The sequence below is a fragment of the Rhodococcoides kyotonense genome (assembly GCF_900188125.1).
Taxonomy (GTDB): domain Bacteria; phylum Actinomycetota; class Actinomycetes; order Mycobacteriales; family Mycobacteriaceae; genus Rhodococcoides; species Rhodococcoides kyotonense.
Window position 1 is genome coordinate 161037 of sequence record NZ_FZOW01000013.1, and the last position, 22344, is coordinate 183380.

General features: G+C 66.3%; 15 protein-coding genes and 1 pseudogene. 10 read left to right on the forward strand and 6 right to left on the reverse strand.

Features of this window, described 5'->3' with window-relative positions; translation table 11 throughout:
- Positions 1–5 precede the first annotated feature (5 nt).
- Positions 6–2093 (reverse strand): LuxR C-terminal-related transcriptional regulator, encoded by a 2088-nt coding sequence (locus CHB96_RS21010; protein ID WP_089249865.1) that lies wholly within the window; start codon positions 2091–2093, stop codon positions 6–8.
- The gene (locus tag CHB96_RS21015) at positions 2093–3865 is read right to left on the reverse strand and encodes an Hsp70 family protein (RefSeq protein WP_089249867.1); all 1773 of its coding nucleotides are present in this window, start codon (positions 3863–3865) and stop codon (positions 2093–2095) included. Before CHB96_RS21015 ends, CHB96_RS21010 begins: the two co-directional genes overlap by 1 nt.
- Positions 3866–4139: 274 nt before the next feature.
- Here CHB96_RS21015 and CHB96_RS30305 point away from each other — a divergent pair, with 274 nt between their 5' ends.
- The 3 genes from CHB96_RS30305 to CHB96_RS21030 all read left to right on the forward strand — a co-directional run bounded on the left by CHB96_RS30305 (position 4140) and on the right by CHB96_RS21030 (position 10364).
- Entirely contained in the window at positions 4140–6998 is a 2859-nt protein-coding gene (locus tag CHB96_RS30305) for an IniB N-terminal domain-containing protein (RefSeq protein WP_089249869.1), read from the forward strand.
- Positions 6999–7104: 106 nt separating this feature from the next.
- A complete protein-coding gene (locus CHB96_RS21025; RefSeq protein WP_089249871.1) occupies positions 7105–8919 on the forward strand; it encodes a dynamin family protein in 1815 nt (604 codons plus the stop codon).
- Positions 8916–10364 (forward strand): dynamin family protein, encoded by a 1449-nt coding sequence (locus CHB96_RS21030; RefSeq protein ID WP_089249873.1) that lies wholly within the window; start codon positions 8916–8918, stop codon positions 10362–10364. The genes CHB96_RS21025 and CHB96_RS21030 overlap by 4 nt, the downstream gene beginning before the upstream one ends.
- A gap of 9 nt (positions 10365–10373) precedes the next feature.
- On the opposite strand, the gene CHB96_RS21035 is transcribed toward CHB96_RS21030, so the two are convergent.
- Complete coding sequence (locus CHB96_RS21035) at positions 10374–10913, reverse strand: hypothetical protein (protein ID WP_089249875.1); 540 nt, start codon at positions 10911–10913, stop codon at positions 10374–10376.
- Positions 10914–10930: 17 nt separating this feature from the next.
- Positions 10931–13111 carry a maltose alpha-D-glucosyltransferase gene (gene treS, locus CHB96_RS21040; protein ID WP_089249877.1) on the reverse strand — a complete coding sequence of 727 codons (2181 nt, stop codon included), beginning with the start codon at positions 13109–13111 and terminating at the stop codon, positions 10931–10933.
- 251 nt (positions 13112–13362) lie between these two features.
- Between treS and CHB96_RS21045 the strand changes: the two genes are divergently transcribed.
- The 5 genes from CHB96_RS21045 to CHB96_RS21065 all read left to right on the forward strand — a co-directional run bounded on the left by CHB96_RS21045 (position 13363) and on the right by CHB96_RS21065 (position 18201).
- Positions 13363–13860 (forward strand): hypothetical protein, encoded by a 498-nt coding sequence (locus tag CHB96_RS21045; RefSeq protein ID WP_089249879.1) that lies wholly within the window; start codon positions 13363–13365, stop codon positions 13858–13860.
- Between the two features lie 268 nt (positions 13861–14128).
- Positions 14129–15967 carry a molecular chaperone DnaK gene (gene dnaK, locus CHB96_RS21050; RefSeq protein WP_089249881.1) on the forward strand — a complete coding sequence of 613 codons (1839 nt, stop codon included), beginning with the start codon at positions 14129–14131 and terminating at the stop codon, positions 15965–15967.
- Positions 15964–16596 carry a nucleotide exchange factor GrpE gene (gene grpE / locus CHB96_RS21055; protein ID WP_089249883.1) on the forward strand — a complete coding sequence of 211 codons (633 nt, stop codon included), beginning with the start codon at positions 15964–15966 and terminating at the stop codon, positions 16594–16596. The genes dnaK and grpE overlap by 4 nt, the downstream gene beginning before the upstream one ends.
- Positions 16597–16627: 31 nt before the next feature.
- Positions 16628–17806 carry a molecular chaperone DnaJ gene (dnaJ, locus tag CHB96_RS21060; RefSeq protein ID WP_089249885.1) on the forward strand — a complete coding sequence of 393 codons (1179 nt, stop codon included), beginning with the start codon at positions 16628–16630 and terminating at the stop codon, positions 17804–17806.
- On the forward strand, positions 17806–18201 hold the full coding sequence (locus tag CHB96_RS21065; protein ID WP_089249887.1) for a heat shock protein transcriptional repressor HspR: 396 nt from the start codon (positions 17806–17808) through the stop codon (positions 18199–18201). The genes dnaJ and CHB96_RS21065 overlap by 1 nt, the downstream gene beginning before the upstream one ends.
- 27 nt (positions 18202–18228) lie before the next feature.
- On the opposite strand, the gene CHB96_RS21070 is transcribed toward CHB96_RS21065, so the two are convergent.
- Entirely contained in the window at positions 18229–19401 is a 1173-nt protein-coding gene (locus CHB96_RS21070; RefSeq protein WP_089249889.1) for a nitric oxide synthase oxygenase, read from the reverse strand.
- Positions 19402–19720: 319 nt separating this feature from the next.
- Here CHB96_RS21070 and CHB96_RS21075 point away from each other — a divergent pair, with 319 nt between their 5' ends.
- Positions 19721–20872 carry a globin domain-containing protein gene (locus CHB96_RS21075; protein WP_089249891.1) on the forward strand — a complete coding sequence of 384 codons (1152 nt, stop codon included), beginning with the start codon at positions 19721–19723 and terminating at the stop codon, positions 20870–20872.
- Positions 20873–20961: 89 nt separating this feature from the next.
- Positions 20962–21708: an FAD-binding oxidoreductase gene (locus CHB96_RS21080; protein ID WP_089249893.1), complete on the forward strand. Its 747-nt coding sequence runs from the start codon at positions 20962–20964 to the stop codon at positions 21706–21708.
- A 24-nt stretch (positions 21709–21732) separates the two neighbouring features.
- On the opposite strand, the pseudogene CHB96_RS30190 reads toward CHB96_RS21080, so the two are convergent.
- Positions 21733–22263, reverse strand: a pseudogene (locus CHB96_RS30190) (putative endonuclease domain-containing protein); the annotation flags it as partial.
- Between the last annotated feature and the right edge of the window lie 81 nt (positions 22264–22344).

Here is a 22344-nt window from a genome sequence, read left to right on the forward strand (position 1 = left end):
GGAAGTTACACGTCGGCGCCGCTGGTCCCGTATCCCATGGCCCGCAACATCGACAGCAGTTCCGAGCGGGAGCCTGCGCCGAGCCGTCGTCGGATTCGCGCGACGTGATGCTCGACGGTCTTCGCCGAGATGTAGAGCCTGCTGCCTGCCTCGCGGTATGTGACTCCCAGAACCAACAATTCGGCGACCTCCGCCTCACGTGCGCTCAAGGAGCCCTTGGGCTCCTCGGTCGTGACGGCGGGAGCGGCGACGGGTTGTCGCAAAGACCGGGCGATCTGGAGAAGCGTCGTCGCAACCCGTGTGTCCTCGACGCGCAGCGCTGCCTCGCTGGCGAGACGGGCGCCGTCCCACGACAACCCGAAGCTCGCCAGAGAGCGAGCCGCTGCGTCGACGTCGGTGACATCGGGATGGCCCTGCAGGACCGCCAGCCATGCACGCCCAGCCCCGGCCAGCGCGGCGCTGTAGCGGTTGGATTCGGCGGCTGCGGCCAGTGCCTTTGCGTGTGGAATCAGCTCGGGCGGTTGCTCGGACATGATGGCGGCCTGCACGCCGTACCAGTGCAGCGCCGATGACCATGCGGACGGCTCGTCCAACATCTCGACGATCATGTCCGCCTGGGCGACGAGGTGAGACACCGCTTCCGGCTTGCCCAATCGGACCGCGGCGAGCCACAGTTCGCCGACCGGCAACAGAGACAACAGATCGACCGAATAAGCGGCGACGACGTCCTGTGCATCGTCCCACGCGCGGAGCAGCGTTCCGGCATCCCCGGAACGACGTGCGAGGCCCACGCGCAGAGCGTGAGCGAACAACTGGTTTCGTGTGTGTGCCTGTGGAATTCGCAGGGAATCCAAGCCTTGCGTCGCAGAGTGAGTGTCGCCCGCCAACATCGCAGTCCAGATTCGCAGCAGGGCAATGCGCGTCGCGGCCGGGTGGCGGGGTGGCAACAGCCCGGCGGCGCGGGTTGCGATGGACTCCGCTCGCGCCAGGTCGCCGCAGTGCAACGCGAACAGTACCGATGTCGCAGCGGCATTCTCGGGCACGACGCGTCGTATGGTGTTGCCGGACAGCGATACCGAACGCATGAGCGTGTTCGTCGCGGCGACTGCTTCGGCCGTCGACCTGGCCGTGATGGTCTGCCGGAACCCGGTCGCCAGGAGGGAGGCGGCAGCGCTCGCCGACGTCGGTGGCGTCGAGGGGATCCCGGCAGAAGGCGCATCCAGAGTCCCGCTGGCAAGTGAAACCACGTGGGCGACGTCGGAATCGGCGCCCATTCGGTCAGGGCCGAGCCAGTCGTACAGTTGAGCGCTTCGCGCGGTCATTCCCCGTTCGGCGGCGACGCTCGCGGATACCGTGACAGCCCTGCGCAATTCGTCGACGTCGACCGAAGGGCTGTTCTCGAGTACGGCGTCGCACAATTGTTCTGCGGCATCGAAATCGCCGAGAGCGGCGAGAGCCTCGGCTCGGCGCGCTGCCAGACTCAGCGAGTCGGCCCCGGCGTCGACGGCGCTCGCATAGAGCACGGTCGCGGTGTCCGGATCGGACCCCTCGGCTGCATCACTGAGAAAGGCCGCGAGCTGTGGGTGCTGAATGCCGTTGCGTGCCAGCGTCAGGGCCGTCGGGGCGTCGAGAGTGTCCGTCTTCAAGCGGAATTCGAGCAAGCGTGTCAGAACCGCTGCGAGCCTTCGTGTTCCGAGGACCCCCAGCAGTGCACTGTCCAGGCCGGGCAGAGGAACCGACGCCAGAATGCCCGACGCGGCCGCCGCCTCGAGTACTGCAGACGCATTCTGGCCGTCGGACAGTTCGGTCAACACGTCGGCATCGTGACCGATCCCGAAATGCGCCAGAGCGACGACGTCCTGGTGACCGCTGCTCAACTCGCGCAGCTGGTGAGTGTGGTGCTCGTGGACGGCGTCGGTGACGATGCGGGTGACGGACTCGTCCGAATCTGCCTGTCGTGCAGCATCGATCGCGGCGGCGACCGTCGTCGGGCATCCGCCTGTGATCGTGAGGACGGTACTGGCGAGGGCGCCCGAGATGGGGCGCCCACGCTCGGCCGCGAGGGCCGTGATGTCCGACTTCGTCAGCGGCATCAGTTACCGAGCAGGGGTCCGGTGACTCCGCCGACGACATTGCCGAGTCCGCCGACCACGCCGCCCGCGACGCCACCGACTCCCGTGCCAAGGTCGCTCACGGCTCCGCCGACTCCGGTACCGACGTCACCGAGCGTCGGACCGCTGTAGGTCGGCGGGGTGTAGGTCGGTGCGGTGTACGTCGGGGCCTGGGGGCTCGGTACCGAGACGCTCGGGACGGAGACGTTCGGCGCAGGCGCCGCGGGGGTGCCTGCAGCAGCAGGGGCTTGCGTTCCAGCAGCAGCGGGCGCTGCCGGGTCTGCGACGACGGTTCCGTCGGAGCTGATCACTGTGCCCGGAGCCGGGACGAGCGTGCCGTCCGCCGCGACCGTCGGAGCCGGCAGGCCGTTCGTGGTGGTGCTCGTCGTACCCGCGTCGGCGACGGTTGCTGCCGTCGTGCCGGGTGCCGTCGTCGTCGATGCGTCCGAGACGGTCTCGGATACCGCGTCGGCCGGGGCGTCGTTGTTCGTCAACACGGTGCCGAGGGACAGGCCGCCACCGGCCAGAACGGCAAGTGCGGCAACAGAAGCGACGACGATCCCGGCGCGCTTGCGTCCGGACATCCGGTTCGAGTCGGTGGCCGCGGACGCCAGCACCGGCGCAGGTCGAGGAGCGGGACGGGTGACCGCGACCGCTGCGGCTGTCGGTGCCACGGCTGCTGACGTCGCCGCGATCTCGCTTCCGAACAACGCCGCGCCGATAGCCGGGATGCGACCCGGGTGCGGTCCGGTCGCGACGGGGACGCGCAGTTCGGACGAGATCAGTTCCGCGACGAGAGGAATGCTGGAGCTGCCGCCGATGAGCAGAACCTGGGTGACGTCGGAGACGTCGAGACCCGCGGTGTGCAGGGTTTCGCGGACGAGTTCGACCGAGTCGAGAATCGGGCTCCGCAGTAGGTCCTCGACCTCGTCGCGCACGAGCCTCGTCTCGGCGGCGAACCCGGGGAGCTCGACCGACAGGGTCGTCGCGGTCTCGTAGGACAGCTGCTCCTTGGCCTCACCGCAGCGGGCCCGGAGTTCGACGAGCGCGCCGACGGTGTCGGGATCGAACGGGTCGAACTCGAAAGAGTGGCTGCTCGAGACGGTTTCGAGTACGTGCTGGGTGATCAGGTGATCGAACTGGGCACCGCCGAAATCCGTCGAGTGCACGCCGGAACCGATGGGCCCCTGCTCGTACCCGGTCCGCATCAGCGTGACGTTCAGCGACGACGCACCGAGGTCGTAGATGACCGTGAGGCCGTCACCCGACTCCCCGCGAGAACTTTCGAGCCACCGCATCGACGCGACAGAATCGGCGACCAGCGTGACGTCCGGAACGCCCGCCCGCTCGAGCGCGTCGCGCAGGGTGTCGGTGGTGTAGCCGGACCAGCGGTCCGGGTGGGCGACGACGATCGACGGATCGGCTTCGGTCCCGACGCACGCCTCGGCGACGAGAACGCGTGTGGCGGTGGCGAACAGGTCCTCGGCCTGGTGGGAGCGGCCGTCGTCGTCGATGAGGGGGACAGGGTCGCCGACGCGATCGGCGAAGCCACTCAACAGATGTCGCTGGCCGCGGTCCCACAGGTCGGCAAGGCTCGGGGCGGCGCCGGGGCGCAGGTCCAGCGCGGATCGTTTGGTGACGGTCGGCATCGCCTCGTCGGTCGCGTAGTCGCGGGGCGCATGAGGATCGTGGGAGTCGTCGAGGACGGCCACCGAGGTGATCGTTCCGATCCGTATGCCGAGCCCTGCGCTCATCTTCCGTCTCCGACTTCTCGAGGTGGCAGCGCCGAGTGACGCTGACGTCTGTTGACGCTGTTGGTGATGTCGAAAGCATGTCACCTTTCGTTACGGCTCACAGCAGCTCACGGACGGTTGTCGGGTAAATCCCCTATCCCACCGAAATCCCCTAATGCGTCACCCCTGGGAGAGCCGCGTCGAATAGGGGGTAGAAGCCCGTTGGGCGGAGTGCATGGGGGCCATAGCTTTGTGATCAACCACGAATCACCGATTCACGAGAAGGAGCCACGACATGGCCACCAACGCAGTACTCGACTTCATCCTCAGCCTGCTCCGCGACGACGAGGCAGCTGCCGCGTACTGCGCCAACCCCGAAGCAGCGCTCGCCGCAGCCGGACTCGGCGACGTGTGCCACGCAGACATCGTCGCGGTCGCCCCGATGGTCGCCGAGTCGGGCCTCTTCGCCGGAGCCGGTTCGCAGCTGGCAGCCATCGTCGGCGCAGGCGCGTCGGGCGGCATCGAAGGCGGACTCGCAGGCGGTGCAGCAATCGGCGGCGGACTGTCGACCGGTCTCGGACTGACCGCCGGTGCAGTCGTCGGTGGCGGCCTCGCAGGCGGCGGCATCATCGGTGGCGGAATCGGCGGTGGGCTGGGCGGTGACATCGACCTCGCAGGCGACATCGCCGCATCGATCGGCGCGGCACTCAGCGCAGCACTGGCCGTGGGCGGCCAGATCGGAGCCGAGCTCGGCGCAGCATTCGGTGCCGCACTCGAAGCGCTCGTCGGTGCAGGCGGATCGATCGACCTCGGTGGCGCAGCGGATCTCGGCGGCGCACTGACCGGCCTGATCGGCGGCGGAATCGACCTCGGCGGAGACGTCACGGCAGGACTGAACGGCGCGCTCGACGCGGCCCTCGGAGCAGTCGGCGGAATCGACCTCGGCGCACTCGCAGGCGTCGACGGTGCCCTCAGCGGTGCACTCGAATCGGTCTTCGGCGTGGGCGGCTCCATCGGTGCCGACCTCGGCGCAGCGCTCGGCGACGTCTTCGGTGCCGTGATCGGTGCCGGCGGAATCGATCTCACCGGTGACCTCGGTGCTGCCCTGACCGCGGGCCTCGGCCTCGGCGGCGGCGTCGCAGCAGGACTCGGCACCGCGCTCGACGCAGCGATCAGTGCGGGCGGCGGGCTCGTCGGCGGTCTGGCAGGTGGCCTCTCCGGTGGACTCGAGAGTGTGCTGGCGCTGCAGGGCGGCCTCGGCACGGCCCTCGGTGGGGCGCTCGGTGCAGTGCTCGACGCAGGTGCGCTGGCCGATCTGGACCTCGGCGGCCTCGTCGGCGCAGACCTCGGTGGCATCGTCGCCGGCGCACTCGGAACAGCACTCGACCTCGACGCCGGTGTCATCGGCGACCTGACGGGCTCGCTCGGCACTGCCATCGACGGCGCGCTCGGCGGCGGACTCGGAGCCGTCACCAACCTCGAAGGAATCCTCGGTTCCGCCTTCGGAATCGGCGGAGAGGCGGGAGCAGGCCTCGGCGCCGCACTCGACGCGGTCCTCGACACCACCGGTGCCCTCGACCTCGGCGCAGCCCTCGGTGCAGGCGGAGCTCTCGGCGGTGCACTGACCGGCGCGCTCGACGCCGCACTCGGCGCAGCAGGCGACCTGGCGGGTGGCGTCGACCTCTCGGCGGGTCTCGGTGGGGCACTCGAAGGCGTCTTCGCAGCCGAAGGTGGCCTCGCGTCGACCATCGGAACCTCGCTCGGTGCAGTGCTCGACGCAGGTGCCCTCGCCGACCTGGACCTCACCGGAGTCACCGGCGCCGACCTCGGCGGCATCGTCTCCGGAGCACTCGGAACTGCCCTCGACCTCGACACCAGTGCCATCGGCAGCCTCACCGCAGCCCTCGGCACCGCGATCGACGCGACGGCAGGCGTCGACATCGACGCAGCCACCAACCTCGAAGGCGTTCTCGGCGCAGCGTTCGGAGTGGGTGGAGAAGCAGGCGCAGGCCTCGGCGCCGCACTCGACACCGTTCTCGACACCAGCGCGGCTCTGGATCTCGGTGCTGCACTCGGAGGCGGCGCGGAACTCGGCGGCGCACTGACCGGAGCTCTCGACGCGGCCCTCGGCGCTGCAGGCGACATCACCGGTGGCGCTGACCTCGGACTCGGAACCGTCGGCGGAGTCGCAGGCGGCCTCACCGGTGGACTGGACGGCGGCCTCGCTGCCGTCGGGAACGCAGGGGCGGGCCTGACCGGCGGTCTCGCAGGACTCGGCGGCGGCCTCGCCGGACTGGGTGGCGGACTGACCACCGGACTCGGTGGCGCGTTCGGCGGAACCGTCGGCGCTGGTGTGGATGCGGCTGCTGGTCTGGGTGGCGGCTTGGCTGGTGCGGTGGATGGAACCGTCGGCGCTGGCGTCGACGCGGCCGCTGGTCTGGGTGGCGGCTTGGCTGGTGCGGTGGATGGAACTGTCGGCGCTGGCGTCGACGCGGCCGCTGGTCTGGGTGGCGGCTTGGCTGGTGCGGTGGATGGAACCGTGGGCGCTGGTGTGGATGCGGCTGCTGGTCTGGGTGGCGGCTTGGCTGGTGCGGTGGATGGAACCGTGGGCGCAGGCGTTGACGCGGGTGCCGATCTGGCCGGCTCGCTCGGTGGCGCTGCCGATCTCGGCGGATCCGTCGCAGGCGGCCTCGGTGCAGGTCTGACGTCCGGCATCGGCGCAGGAATCGACGCAGGTGCGGCAGCAGGCGCAGACGTCGCCGGCGCAGTCACCGGTGGCGCCGAAGCAGCAGGCAACGTCGGTGGCGACGTCGCGGGTGGCCTCGCAGGTGGACTCGCGGGTGGCGTCGATGCAGGAGCCGACGTGGCAGGCCAGGTCGCAGGTGGAATCGGCGGCGGCGCCGACGCGCTCGGTGGACTCGCGGGTGGCATCGGAGGCGGTATCGGCGGATTCGCCGACGCGGCGGCCGACACCTCCGGCTCGCTGTCCGGCTCGTTCGACGGGGCCGCGTCGAGCAGCGCGTGGTCTTCGGTCGACTCCGACGTGTTCGGTACGTCGCAGGCCGAGAGCAGCCTGCACGGTGACGTCGACAGCACCGCGACGACGGTGTCCGACGTCGCGGTCGATCACCACACCGATCTGCTCAACCCGTAACACTCGGGCCCTGATCGACGGAGGCTCCGCGCGGCAATTGTGCGCGCGGGGCCTCTTCGTCGTTAGAGTCAATGGACTTCAAGAGTTGTGTATCCGAAAGAAGGCTATGGACGGGCAAGCGAAGCAGCTGGCCGATCTGCTCGATCGAACTGCGGCAGTGGCGCAGACGGTCGGACGGTCCGATCTCGTGTCGCGAGTGGAACTCGCACGCGATCGGGTGCTCGACCCGAGAAGACGAATAGTCGTCGTAGGGCCCCTGAAACAGGGAAAAAGCCAATTCGTCAATTCGCTGTTGAATCTCAACGTCTGCTCGGTGGGCGACGACGAGACGACGGCCATCCCGACGGTGGTGCAGAACTCGGAAGAGTCCACGGCACAACTGGTTCTGGCCGACCCGGGTAACGACCCCGTGCGCGTCGACGTTCCGCTCGACGAATTGCAGACCATCACACCGGCGAGCCCTCGCGCGCAGGGGCGTGAGGTCCTCAGACTCGAAGTAAATGTTCCGAGCCCGCTCCTCGCGGACGGTCTAGTTCTCGTCGACACGCCTGGAGTCGGCGGACACGGAAACCCGCATGCCGCAGCGACTCTCGGGCTGATCCCGTCTGCCGATGCCGTGCTCGTCGTGTCCGACGCGAGCCGTGAGTTCACCGAACCCGAAATCGCGTTCCTGCGTCAGGTTCTCGGCCTGTGCCCGTCGGTCGCCGTGCTGGTCACCAAGACGGACCTGTACCCGCATTGGCGTCAGATCGTCGAGGCCAACCGTGGCCACCTGCAGCGAGAGGGACTCGACGTTCCGATGATCGCGCTGTCGTCGTTGCTGCGCTCGCACGCACTGCGGCTGAACGACGACGAGCTGAACACCGAATCCGGCTTCCCCGATCTGTACGCTTTCCTCCGCGACCAGGTCGTCTCGACCGCCGACGCCACCACACGCGCCGCGGTGTCGCTCGACATCCGGTCCGTCACCGAGCATCTCACTCTGGCGATGGGCAGTGAGCTTGCGGCACTGCGGGATCCGGAGCGTGCCGCAGCAGCTGTCGCCGGGTTGCAGCGCGCGAAGTCCGCAGCCGAGGAACTGCACAAGAAGACGTCGCAATGGCAACAGACACTCAGCGACGGAATCACCGACCTCGCGTCGGACATCGATCACGACCTACGTGACCGCCTGCGCAGGGTGACGCGCGAGGCCGAGGAAACCGTCGACGAGGGCGACCCAGGTTCCGACTGGCTCGAACTGGGCGAGTGGCTCGAGGAGCAGATCGCCGCGTCCGTCGGTGACAATTTCGTCTGGGCGCACGAGCGTGCACTGTGGTTGTCCGAGCTCGTCGCCGAGCATTTCGCGGCTGCAGGCGCTGTCGCGCTGCCCGACCTCGATCTCGGTGACCTCGAGAACGTGCTCGATCCTGTTGCCTCGCTTGCAGATCTGGAGACGGGCAAGACCGGCATCACGCAGAAGGTGCTCGTCGGCATGCGCGGATCGTACGGCGGGGTGTTGATGTTCGGACTCATCACGACGTTCGTCGGACTCAGCCTGCTCAACCCGATCTCCATCGGCGCCGGAGTTCTGTTGGGCACCAAGGCGTACAAGGAAGACAAGGAGAACCGCGTCAAGAGCAGGCGTGCGGAGGCGAAGATGGCCATCCGCCGGTTCACCGACGACGTCAGCTTCCAGGTCGGCAAGGAATCGAAGGACCGGCTGCGACTGATTCAGCGTGTCCTCCGCGATCATTTCACGTCGATCGCCGAACAGACCCTTCGTTCCCTCAACGACTCGCTCAAGGCCGCGCAAGAAGCCGCTAACGTCGAGACCACCGAAAGAGCTTCGCGCATAGCGCATTTGGATCGGGAGATGAAAGTCGTAGCCGAGCTCAACGAGCGCGCGTCGGCCCTCGTGCCGTCCGATGACTCCGTCCAGTGACCGCGCTCGCCGCCGCACGCACGCTGATCTCGACCGCGCGCAGCGCCTATTCCATCGACACCTACGCAGCCGCGGCACTGACGGACTGTCTCGACCGGCTGGACCAGCCGTTGCGCGTCGCGCTGGCGGGGTCGTTGAAGGCAGGCAAGTCGACGCTGCTCAATTCGCTTGTCGGGCAGGATATTGCACCGACGGACGCGACCGAATGCACCAAGGTCGTCACGTGGTACCGGAGCGGCGCCACGCCGACCGTCACGGCCTGGTACGACGGCGACAGTTCGGCCCACGTGCCGGTGCAACGTCGCGACGGCCGGTTGACGTTCGACCTCGGTGCACTGACGGCGTCACAGGTGGATCGGCTCGACGTCGAATGGCCGGCGCGGACGTTGACGCACACCACCATCATCGACACGCCCGGTACGTCGTCGCTGTCGCGGGACGTGTCGGCGCGGACGTTGTCGATGCTGACGCCGGAGAACGCGTCGTCGGGCGCCGATGCGGTCGTGTATCTGCTGCGCACGTTGAACGCCACGGACGTGTCCTTCCTGAGCCAGATCGGGTCGCATGTGGGCGGCGAATCCGGGCCGCTCGGCGTCGTCGGTGTCGTGTCGAGAGCCGACGAGGTCGGTGCCGGGCGCATGGACGCGATGATGTCCGCCAAGGACGTCGCCGCTCGATTCGCCGCCGAGTTGGAGGCGACCGGGCTGTGTCAGGCCGTCGTACCGGTTGCTGGTCTTCTCGCGTTGGCAGCGGAGACGTTGCGGCAGAACGAATTCGCTGCATTCGAGTCGCTTGCCCAGGTGCCCGACGCGGACCTGCAGCTTGCGATGCTGTCCGCCGATCGGTTCTCGCGTCCCGGGCTGCTGCCGGTGGATGCAGATCTGCGAGCGTCGATCGTCGACAGGTTCGGGCTCTTCGGTATCCGGATGGCTATCACGCTGATCAAGCTCGGCGTGCACGATTCACCCACACTGGCAGCGGAACTCGTCGAGCGTAGTGGGTTGAACGAGCTGCGTTCGGTGATCGACGTGCAGTTCGGGCAGCGCGCCGACCAGTTGAAGCTGCATTCCGCTCTCGTTGCGCTGCAACGTATTCTGGAATCGCGGCCGATCCCGCAGTCCGCGCTGTTCCGCGCCGAAGCCGGTCGAATGTTGGCCGACGTGCACGGGTTTCAGGAGCTGCGATTGCTGGGCCGGATGCGCTCGCAGGTGCCGAAGCTTCCGGAGGGCGACGTTGCGGAATTGCAGCGTCTCATCGGCGGTTACGGCATCGACCCGGTCGCCCGACTGGGTCTCGACGCGCACTCCGGTGCGCGTGAGAGTGCGCTCGCTGCGGTGCAGAAATGGCGTCGAATGTCGGAACATCCGCTGCTCGATCCGTTCACGGCCCGTGCATGCGCCGTCGCCGCGCGCAGTGCGGAAGGCATCGTCGCGGGTATGCGCTGACCGGCTCGATCAGCGCTGCGTCAACCCGGTTCCGGCGGCCACCGTGGCGATTCCCGCGAAGCCTGCGCAGGCCAAGGGCCCCCACTGCAGCACACCGGCGGCGATGGATCCGGCGTCGGACATGAACGACCAGAACAGCATGCTCGCGCCGATCGTCGCGAGGCCCACGACGAGAAGAAGGATGCCCGACGCGACCTTCCGGGCGGCGGCCATCGACAAACCGAGGCCCGCGAACACGAGCAACAGCAGGGCGACTGCACCGCTGCCGAGCAACGTCACCGTGACGGTGTCCGAGACCTCCGACGACGTAGCACCCGAACCGGCGTCCTGCACCGAGGTCTCCAAAGCTGCACGCACGCCGTCGTATTCGAACGCGACGACGGCAGCGAGACCCAGCACCACGACAGCGACGGCGACCCAGGCGCACAGCGCAACTCGGAACGCGACGGTAGGACCCGTCGGCTCCACGCGCGGACGCAGCGGCTCGACGACGAACTCCGGGCGCGGCGGCGGCCGACGGATCTCTGGGTCACTTCCGGATTCGCTCACGAGAGACAATCCTAGAGTCACCGCAGGATGACCGGGACTCCCTGGTAGGGCGCGAGCGTCATCGGGAAGCTGTTCAACTCGTCGACGACGGCGACCTCGGTGTCATCGAACATGTCGTAGACAGTGGCGCCCGACGTGAGGTGCTTCGACTGAATAGTCGCGGCGACCTCGTCCGACGAGAAGTTGATGACGGTGGCCTGGACGGTGCCCTGGCCCAGCTCGTGTACCAACACCAACAGTCCCTTGTGCGAGACGGTGGGGACGTCCAACTGCTGCGCCGTGGCGATGCCGTACCTGTTGCGCACCTCGATGATTCGAGCCAGGCGGCGTGCGAACGAATTCGAATCCTTCAGCTGCTCGGGGAGCGAGCCGTACAGGCTTCGGCCGCGCGGCAGCCCGGATTCCGAGCGCTCGGCGTCGGGGTAGCCGTTCATCAGGTCGTGCGCACCACGGTTGATCCACCGAGTGTCGCCTTCCCGAATGAGCTCGGCGACGTCGTCCGCGTCGACCGGCAGAATTCCGAGGAGGTCCCAGCCCGACAGCGCGAACACGCCGGGTTGCAGCGCGTTGTACATCGCGAGCATGAGGTGCGCAGTCTTGACGGTCTCGATGTCGGACTCGTCCATCCGGTCGAGATCCCGGATTCCCAGCGAAGCAGTGATGACACTGGCTGTGGTACAGGCGATTCCGTTGGTCGTGAAGGTCCGGTTGTAGGGAGCCCAGCGGCCCGTGAGGCGATCGGTCAACTCGGCGCGGATCTGATCGCCCAGGTCCGATCCCTTGACCACCTCTCCGCAGTAGTTGAACTCGTCCTCGGCGTGCAGCGTCGCGAAGTGGATCAGCTCGAACGTGAGCTCGTCGTGATTCTGCAGTGCATGCACCAACGACGCCGCGTCGACGCCGTGGTCTCGGGCCAATCCCATGGTCAGCCGCAGAAATTCGGTGTTTCCCATGACCAGTGCATGGTGGTACGCAGGTCGGTTGATGAAGTCGTACGACAGGTCGGCGCCGTTGGTGCCCATCGCCTTGATGTCGTCGATCGTGAGGTTCAACTCCTGGAAGGTGAACCCGCCCATCTTGCGAACGACGCTCGCGATCAAGTGATTCGCCGCTTCCGACAACGGGTGACCCTCGGACCAGCCCGGGCCTTCCGCCCGCCGCTCGACGCCGAGGAACCCGTTGGCGTCGAGACGCAAGGCGCCGGCACCGAGATCGGCGATGGAGTGGCACGCGTCGCCGATCACCAGACGCATCCCGGCGAAGGACGGGTCGAGCCAGTTGATCGAGGGCTGACCGGCCTTGAAGTAGTGCAAGTACACCCATCGGCGTTCGACGCCGTCGATCCCGACGACGGGAGCCGTTGCGCTCCAATTGGTTTCCTTGACACCGAGCTCGTAGAAGATGACTCGCTGCAGCTGGCCGATGATGTAACCGGCGCGCGCGAGGTTGGCTTCGGCTTCGGCGTCGATGTTCTGTGAATCGGCTCCGGCGCGCACGCGGGGCAGGAGATGCCAGTCCTGTGGCTCGATCTCCACCATGTGATAGATGCCGGGATAGTCCGCGACGGCCATCTCGGCAAGGCGGAAGTCGGCGCCCTTACCGGTGTGGCCCGGGACGATGTCGTCGATGACGATGCCGTCGTATGCAGACGCGACGACGCACAGGCGTCGGAACTCTTCTTCGGTGCCGAACGCGGGGTCGATCTGCATGCCGATGCGGTCGAAATGGCCGTCGACCGACGGGGTCGGACGCCAGCCATGAATGCCACCTGCCACCTTGACCGGGCCGGTATGCACTGCGGTGATACCGATTTCGGAGAATGCCTGCCACAGCGCCTCGTCGCCGAGCGTGCTGAGGAAGCTGGTGCGCGGAGCGTTGATGACCGAGATGGGATACGCGGTGAACCAGACAGGTGCGCGTTCGACGGCACCGCGCGGGTTGGGATCGGCGTAGGGGTTCTGCCACATGCTTCCCTTGCCGGAGAGCTGTTCGGCGATCAGCGTAGCGTCGCGCAGCATCGATTGTTCTCTGAGCCAATCGACGTACTGAGGATTGTCCGACGACGGGTCCCCGTCCTGCGATTTCGCGCCGTTGCGGTCGGCGCGCCGGACGGAGGGGCGCAGTGGTCGCGGTCTGGCCGGGTAGAACTTCTCGTCGTACGTGATCTCGCTCGGTTCGTGCTGCACTTCGGGATCCATGTGCCTCCGTAGCCTCGCTTTTTCCTAGACCCTACGTACGGGACGGGTGCGCCGCAGTGCTGAAGTATCCCCCGATGATTTCGACGCGAAACCTGAGTTCCGACGCCCGCAGAGGGTGAATTACATGCGTGTAAGCCGTGATCTACGGTGCTCGGAACGTCACCCAATCGAGACCGCTCGGTGTGGAATGTCCGATTGATGTAGGTAATAGTTAGACGCAACAACAATCACTTCAGTCACAGGAGTCACATATGCGTCGCTTCGCCCGCACCACCGTCTTGGCCTCGACGGCCGCCATCGCCGCCGCCGTCGGTGCGGTCGCGCTTGCGCCGATCGCGTCGGCACAGGAAGGAGAAGCACCGGCTCCTTCGCCGTTCGGATCGTCCATCCCCGAGTCGCCCGACCTCGCCGTCTCCATCGGAACTGCCTGCGTCGCGCGCGAAGGTGAAGAGGGCTTGTTCGCCGCCCTGACGATCGACGTCGAGAATCTCGGTGTCGGAGATGCAGCGGACGTCGCGACCAACTTCGCCGTGTTCCCCGACGCTCCCGGCGTCTTCAACGAAGAACTCATCGAAGCGGGCGAGAAGGTCACCTACACCGTGCCGAGCGAGCTGACCGAGTGGGTCTCCCGGCCCGGCGGTGCTGCCGTGTTCTCGCCGCAGCTCGACGCGAACTACCCGAACAACATCGCCGTCGGCCTGCTGAGCATCAACTGCGCACCGGTCGTGGAGGACGAGGCAGACGCATAGACGTTTCACCGATAACTGCGCCGCGACGGGTACGCCTGTCGCGGCGCAGGCGCTTCGCGCATGTGCATGGAAATACGCAACCCGCTATGTATTTCCATGCACATGGGGAGGCCGGGAACAAATCCGAAAACCCCTCCGTTGAGCTTTTCGACAGCCTTGAGTGGATGAGGCTCAAGTCCGAGTTGACAGAGTTCGAAACTGTCTTGCAGACTTGAGCGAGGTTCGCTCAGCTAGGAATCGAATCAAGCAACAAACAGGAGGAAACACTATGGCTCGTGCGGTCGGTATCGACCTCGGGACCACCAACTCGGTCGTGTCCGTCCTCGAGGGCGGCGAGCCGGTTGTGGTCGCCAACTCCGAGGGATCACGCACCACCCCGTCGATCGTCGCTTTCGCCAAGAACGGTGAAGTGCTGGTCGGCCAGCCCGCGAAGAACCAGGCGGTTACCAACGTCGACCGCACGATTCGCTCCGTCAAGCGCCACATCGGCACCGACTGGACGACTGCGATCGACGACAAGAAGTACACCTCGCAGGAGATCAGCGCGCGCACGCTGCAGAAGCTGAAGCGCGACGCAGAGGCCTACCTGGGCGAGGAAATCACCGACGCGGTCATCACCGTGCCCGCCTACTTCGAGGACGCGCAGCGTCAGGCAACGAAGGAAGCCGGCCAGATCGCCGGCCTCAACGTCCTGCGCATCGTCAACGAGCCCACCGCGGCAGCTCTCGCATACGGCCTGGACAAGGGCGACAGCGAGCAGACCATTCTGGTCTTCGACCTCGGTGGCGGCACGTTCGACGTCTCCCTGCTGGAAATCGGCGACGGCGTCGTCGAGGTCCGTGCGACGTCCGGCGACAACCACCTCGGTGGCGACGACTGGGACGAGCGCATCGTGACCTGGCTCGTCGACAAGTTCAAGGCTCAGAACGGCATCGATCTGACCAAGGACAAGATGGCTCTGCAGCGTCTGCGTGAGGCTGCCGAGAAGGCCAAGATCGAACTGTCCTCCAGCCAGAGCACGTCGATCAACCTGCCGTACATCACGGTCGACGCGGACAAGAACCCGTTGTTCCTCGACGAGCAGCTCAGCCGCTCCGAGTTCCAGAAGATCACCTCCGACCTGCTCGACCGCACTCGTGCGCCGTTCCAGGCAGTGGTCAAGGACTCCGGCATCGCCGTCAAGGACATCGACCACGTCGTGCTCGTCGGTGGTTCGACGCGTATGCCTGCAGTCTCCGAGCTCGTCAAGGAACTGTCCGGCGGACGTGAGCCCAACAAGGGCGTCAACCCGGACGAGGTCGTGGCCGTCGGTGCTGCACTGCAGGCCGGTGTTCTCAAGGGTGAGGTCAAGGACGTTCTGCTCCTCGACGTCACACCCCTGTCTCTCGGTATCGAGACCAAGGGTGGCGTCATGACCAAGCTCATCGAGCGCAACACCACCATCCCGACCAAGCGGTCCGAGACCTTCACCACCGCTGACGACAATCAGCCGTCGGTGCAGATCCAGGTCTTCCAGGGTGAGCGCGAGATCGCAGCGCACAACAAGCTCCTCGGCTCGTTCGAGCTGACCGAGCTGCCCCCGGCCCCGCGCGGCGTCCCTCAGATCGAGGTCACGTTCGACATCGATGCCAACGGCATCGTGCACGTCACCGCGAAGGACAAGGGCACCGGCAAGGAAAACACGATCAAGATCCAGGACGGCTCAGGCTTGTCCAAGGAAGAGATCGACCGCATGGTCAAGGACGCGGAAGCTCACGCAGACGAGGACAAGGCTCGTCGCGAAGAGGCCGAGGTCCGCAACCAGGCAGAGTCCCTCGTCCACCAGACGGAGAAGTTCGTCAAGGACAACGAGGACAAGGTCGACGCCGAGCTCAAGGGACGCGTCGAGTCGGCCATCGAAGAGGCCAAGTCGGCACTCGCCGGCAGTGACATCGCGGCTGTGAAGACCGCCGTCGAGAAGCTGTCGACCGAGTCGCAGGCTCTCGGAACCGCCATCTACGAGGCTCAGGCCAAGGAAGGCGGCGCCGAAGGTCAGGCGCAGGCAGAGGACGACGGTGTCGTCGATGCCGAGGTCGTGGACGAGCCGGTCGACACGGAGAAGAAGTGACGTCGGGTAACACCGAGCAGGAACCCGTGACGTTCGTGGACAAGAGGAAGGTAGATCCCTTGACCAACGAACCACGGGAAGGCGACGCAGTTCCGGAGCCCCTCGCGGGCACCGGGACTGCTCCCCAGCCCGACTCGGTGGACGAAGAAGCGGTCGTCTCGGAGCCCGAGATCGTAGAGCCCGAGAAGGACGAGGTCGCGGAGTTGACTGCCGACCTGCAGCGCTTGCAGGCCGAGTACACCAACTACCGGCGTCGTACGGACCGGGACAAGCAGTCGGTCATCGACAACGCCAAGGCGTCCGTCGTGTCCCAGCTGCTTCCGGTGCTCGACGACCTCGAGCGTGCGCGCCAGCACGGCGACCTGGAAACGGGTCCGCTGAAGTCGGTGGCGGACAAGCTGGCCGGGGTGTTCACGACCATCGGTCTGTCCACCTTCGGTGCAACCGGCGACACGTTCGATCCGTCGATCCACGAAGCCGTCTCGCACGAGGGCGACGGCAGCAACCCCGTCGTCGGGATCCTGATGCGTCCGGGCTACAAGCTCGGCGATCGGGTCTTGCGCACCGCCATGGTGGGCGTCGTGGATGCAGTACAAGAATCGGATGCACCTGCCTCCGAAGAGCAGTAAAAAGAAATAGCGCGAGAGGAGGAAACGCCCGGTGAGCCAGCGGGAGTGGATCGAGAAGGACTTCTACAAGGAGCTGGGCGTTTCCTCCAGCGCCACCACGGAAGAAATCACCAAGGCGTACCGAAAGTTGGCCAGGGACAACCATCCTGATGCCAACCCGGGTAACGCTGAGGCAGAGCAGCGGTTCAAGGCCGTCAGCGAAGCCAAGTCCGTTCTGACGGACCCGGCCAAGCGCAAGGAGTACGACGAGGCCCGACGGCTGTTCGCGTCCGGCGGTTTCGGTCGCGGCGGTGGCGGATTCAACCCCGGTGCAGGCGGTTTCGGTGGTGGCGGTCAGACGTTCGACGTCGGCGACATCTTCGGACAAGGTGGCGGCGGCGACGGTGGCATCGGCGACCTGTTCGGTGGCCTGTTCAACCGCGGTGGTGGCCAGCAGCGCACGACGAGCAACCGGCCACGGCGTGGCAGCGACGTCGAGACCGAGACGACACTCGGTTTCCGCGAAGCCACGCAGGGCGTCACGGTTCCGCTACGGCTGACCAGCCCGTCGTCGTGCACCACGTGTCACGGCAGCGGCGCGAAGCCGGGAACCAGCCCGCGCGTGTGTCCCAGGTGCAATGGCGCCGGTGTCGTCAACCGTAACCAGGGTGCGTTCGGATTCAGCGAGCCGTGCGACGACTGCCGCGGAACCGGCTCGATCATCGACGACCCGTGCGAGGACTGCCGAGGAACGGGTGTGCAGAACCGCACTCGAACCATCACCGTGCGTGTCCCACCGGGAGTGTCCGACGGCCAGAAGATCAGACTTGCAGGCCAAGGCGAAGCCGGGTTGCGCGGAGCGCCGTCGGGTGACCTGTACGTCACCGTGCGCGTGCGCGCCGACAAGGTATTCGGGCGTACCGGTGACGACCTGACGGTCACGGTTCCGGTCAGCTACGGCGAACTCGTACTCGGCACCACGTTGTCCGTTCCCACGCTCGACGGGCGCGTCGGCGTCAAGGTGCCACCCGGCACCGTCGACGGGCGCGTGCTGCGAGTCCGTGGCCGCGGCGTCCCGAAGAAGTCCGGACCTGCCGGCGATCTGATGGTCACCGTCAAGGTTGCGGTGCCGCAGAAGCTGGACGACCCGGCCACCGAAGCCCTGCACGCATATCTGGAAGCCGAGAAGGCCAGCGGATTCGACCCGCGGGCCGGGTGGGCAGGTGCGTGATGACTGTCCCCCCGGTTGGCCCGCCCGGTGATCCGGACGCCCAGGTCTTCGTCATCTCCGTAGCCGCCCAGTTGGCGGGCATGCACGCGCAGACCTTGCGCACGTACGACCGCCTCGGGCTGGTGACACCTCACCGCACCAACGGCGGCGGGAGGCGTTATTCGCCCCGTGACGTCGCGCTGCTCCGCGAGGTGCAGCGGTTGTCACAGGACGAGGGCGTCAACCTCGCCGGCATCAAGCGCATCATCGAGCTGACCAACCAGGTCGAGGCGTTGCAGGCGCGGGTCGCCGAACTCGCGCAGGAACTGGCCAACGTGCACGCCGGGTATCGGCGCGACCTCGTCCCGGTTCAGCGCAACGCCCTCGTCGTCTGGAAGCCGCGCAACCAGCGCTGACGCTTCACCGCGCGGTGGGCCCGCCGCTCAGGAGAACGGGCAGCCCGAGGATCCACGTGAAACGAAGTTCGGCCTGATGTCCATGTCCGGGGGATCGTAGAGCCGGTGGAACGTCGGGGTGATTCCGGACGACATCGGCGGGTTGATCCACGTCCAATCCGTCGGGCATGCTCTTCCCGCTTTTGCTTCTCTGTCGACATGGTCGACGAACTGCTTTGCGACGGTGTGGTGGTCCACCATGTAGGCGCCTGCCTCGCGGAAGCTGTGGATCACCGCCCGGTTCAGCTCGACGAGCGCGCGGTCTCGCCACAGCGTGCGCTCCGAACTCATGTCGAGGCGGAGCTTCTTCCCGATGGTCGGAAGCATGTCGTAGCGATCCTTGTCCGTGAAGTTCCGGGCACCGACCTCGGTGTTGACGTACCACCCGTTGAACGGCGCGCAGGGGTAGCGGACTCCGCCGATCTCGAGGTCCATGTTGGACACCGCGGGGACTGCGTGCCACTTGAGGCCGAGCTTCGCGAACCACTTGTAGTTGGGATGCTCGAACTCGACTTCGAGGATGAGTTCCTCGGGGACGTCGAACCATCGCAGCGGCTCGTCCGGGGTGGACACGATCAGCGGCAGAACGTCGAACTGCGTGCCCGCACCTCGCCAACCGAGCCGTTCGGCGAGCTCGGTGAGTTCCAGGTGGGCCGGGTCGCCGGTGATCGTGCCGTCGTCGCTCCGATACCCCGCGTAGCGAATGAGCTGAGGGGAGACGATGCGGTACTCCCGCCCGTCCGGTAGTGGCGGCGGGCCGACGGTGACGATCGAGCGCAGTGCACCACCGTTGGTCGCACGCCGCAGGTGCTCGAAGCATGCGTCGGCGATCTCCTGAGCCGTCGTGGCGTGGCGTGCGTCGATGAGTTCGAGGGTGCGCCAGTGCTTTCTCCCGACGCATCGTGCGTGGTTGCGCCACGCAAGTTTCGCGCCGACGAGAATTTCCTCCGACGTCTGCACATAGGTGCCGGTGTCCCCGAGTTCGGCGAGTGCTTCGGACTTTCGCGACGCAGGCAGGTGTGCCAGTTCGGGGACGTCGAAGAACTCGGCGCATTCGAGGAGGCGACGCGCAAGATCGGGATCGTGAACCTCGTGTCGCCTTCTTTGTCCGTTTCGATCGAGCGTCGAATTGTCCACGTTCGCCCCGACAGCGACAGTCACGATGCGCCAACCCCCGTTTTCACTCGGCAAGAAGTCGATCTTGGTGCCCCGCAGATACTAAGGCCTCGGGCGACAGCGTGGAAGGCCTCGAAAACAAAGTGGCCCACGCTTTTTCGGATGTACGGTTCGGTTCCGATCGAATTACAGGGGTGGAGTTCGGAAACGGTTTCCTTACCGGTCCGAAGGGATTTTTCCTGCGACGTCGAAATGGATTCACTGAGTTAGACTCTCCGAAAATCGACCTCGATCTCCGCATTCGACCGAACGGTGATCGGTAGTGCGGACTCCCGCGTCTCGGGCGCGGATTGGGGGCTTCGAAATGGATGCTCGGGCGATCTCGCTTGTCAGGGCCACGTTCAAGGCGGTTGCGGCCGTCGATGGTGGGCCCGAGAAGCTGACCAGCTCGTTCTACGCGATCCTGTTCGCGCGGAATCCGGAGGCGCGCGACTTCTTCCCCGCAGCGATGGATGTTCAGCGAGACAGGTTGGTCTCCGCGATCGCGCACGTCGTCGATCAGCTCGAAGAACTCGACAGAGTCGTCCCGTTCCTCGCCCAGCTCGGTCGTGACCACCGCAAATACGGCGTCGTCGACGCGCACTACACGGCCGTCGGCAACGCGCTGATCACCGCGCTCGAGCAGTTCGCAGGCAGCGAACTGTGGACCGACGAGGTCGACTCCGCGTGGCGTGAGGCCATCGCCGTCATCGCCGGAGCGATGATCGACGGCGCGAACACCGACGACGGCCCGCCCATGTGGCACGGCACCGTCGTCGACCACATCCGTGTCCTCGACGACGTATCCATCATCAGGCTGCAGCTCGACCAGCCGATGGACTACAGCGCCGGCCAGTACGTCAGTGTGTCCATCCCGAGCAGACCCCGCATGTGGCGGTACCTGTCGCCTGCGATCCCGGCCAACGCCGAAGGCCAGATCGAATTCCATGTCCGACGCGTATCCGGCGGCTGGGTCAGTCCCGCGGTCGTCGCGAACACCGCGGTCGGTGATCGGTGGACCCTCGGGTCCCCTCTGGGCAGCATGACGCGTCACACCGCGGAATGGCGCGACCGGCTGCTGATCGCGTCGGGAACCGGCATTGCACCGATACGGGCGCAGCTGATGGAGATGTCGACGCGCACGGACAATCCCCGAGTGCACGTGTTCGTCGGTGGCAAGTACCCGTGCGATCTCTACGATTTCTCGACGTTGCAGCACATCGCCGCGATCAACCCGTGGCTGTCCGTCGTCGGTGTCGTGGAGTCCGAGGAGAATCCGTGGTGGTACATGCACGACGGTCCGGCGCTCGAGACTGCGCCGATCGTCGGGCAGATCGGGCAGGTGGTCGCCGAGTTCGGTGCGTGGGAGGGGCGTGACATCCAGATCGTCGGTTCGCCGTCGATGATCAACACCACCAGGTTCCGATTGCAGGCCGGGGGCGTCGACCTGTCGAGCGTGCATCACGACCCGTGGTGAGTGCGCCTTCGGCACCCGTGCGTGCGTAGTTGGTCCAGGTCCCAACTTTGCGCGCACGGGCGCCGAAGGCGCAGCTAGGCTGGGTGCCCATGCAGACGTGGAACGCCGAGGTGGTTCAGTACCACCGCCTACGCAACGATCTGGCCGTGGTGCGTCTCGTCGGGGACGTCGTTCCGTTCGACGCGGGACAGGCCGTCGACGTGGTGGTTCCCCAGAATCCGCGGGTGTCACGGCGCTATTCGCCCGCGCTTCCGCCGTCGCTCGACGGGAAGCTCGAGTTCCACGTTCGCGCGGTCCCTGCCGGGTGGGTCAGTGGGTCGATCGTCAACGACACCCGTCCCGGCGACGTGTGGCAGCTCAGTAATCCGGGTGGGGCGTTGCGTGTCGACGACTCGGGGCGTGACGTCGTCATGATCGCGGGCGGAACCGGTCTCGCGCCGCTGCGCGCGATCATCTTGGAGCTGACGCGCAGACCGTCGCCTCCGAACGTCACGCTGTACGTCGGGGGCCGGTCGCCACGCGATTTGTATGCGTCGGATTTGTTGTGGATTCTGGTGTCGCAACTGCCGTGGCTGACGGTGATTCCCGTCGTCGATCAGCTCGGTGACCCGTGGGGGCCGGATCGGTTCAATGACACCATTCGCACCGAAATCGGTTCGGATGCATCATTTTTCGGACCGGAGCACTGCTGGGAGGGGAGTCTCGCCGACGTCGTGAGTGTCCAGGAACCGTTCACGAATCACCAGGTGCTGGTCTGTGGGTCCCCGGGTATGGAGGCCGCGACCGTCGCCGCGCTGCAGGACAATGGCACTCCGGCGGAGGCGATCTTGCGCTGACGCGCCCGTGCGTGGAAAGTTGGTTCAGGCACAAACTTTCCACGCACGGCCGCATTCGGCAGAGCACGGGTACGACGCGTCGGACCATCCCTCTCTGACCAGGACGGACCGGACCTCGCCGAACACTGCGCACGGGGTCTGGGTGACCTCCTCCCACCCGTAAACCAACCTGGGGCGATCGAGGAGTTCGGCGGCGTTGTCCCTCCGACGATCTCGAAATTGCACGCTACGTCGTGAGTGGTAGCGCGCGCCGTCGAGTCGGACGATCAGCGGGACCCCATGAGAGCTGTAATCCACGTCTTCGAACAACGTGCGGCCGTCGACGACGACGCGACCCTGACGATTCCCCGTGGGCAACCCGTGAGCGGCTTCGACGTCGAGGACATACCGATGTTCGAGTGCAGACTGAACCCCGTCCCCGACCAGGCCGAGCGCGTCGAGAATCGCTCTTTTGTATCGCCGTGGCGGTCGTTCTTCGATGCGACGCCTCAGCGTGGCCAGTGACACTTTGGCGTTGGTCACTGCTTGGACGAGCGCGATCTGAACCGTCTCGGGTTTGATGCCGCTTCGTCCTTTGTGAAGGATGAAGCACATGTCGAAGCGTTACCCGCCCGAGCAACGTGAGCGAGCAGTGAA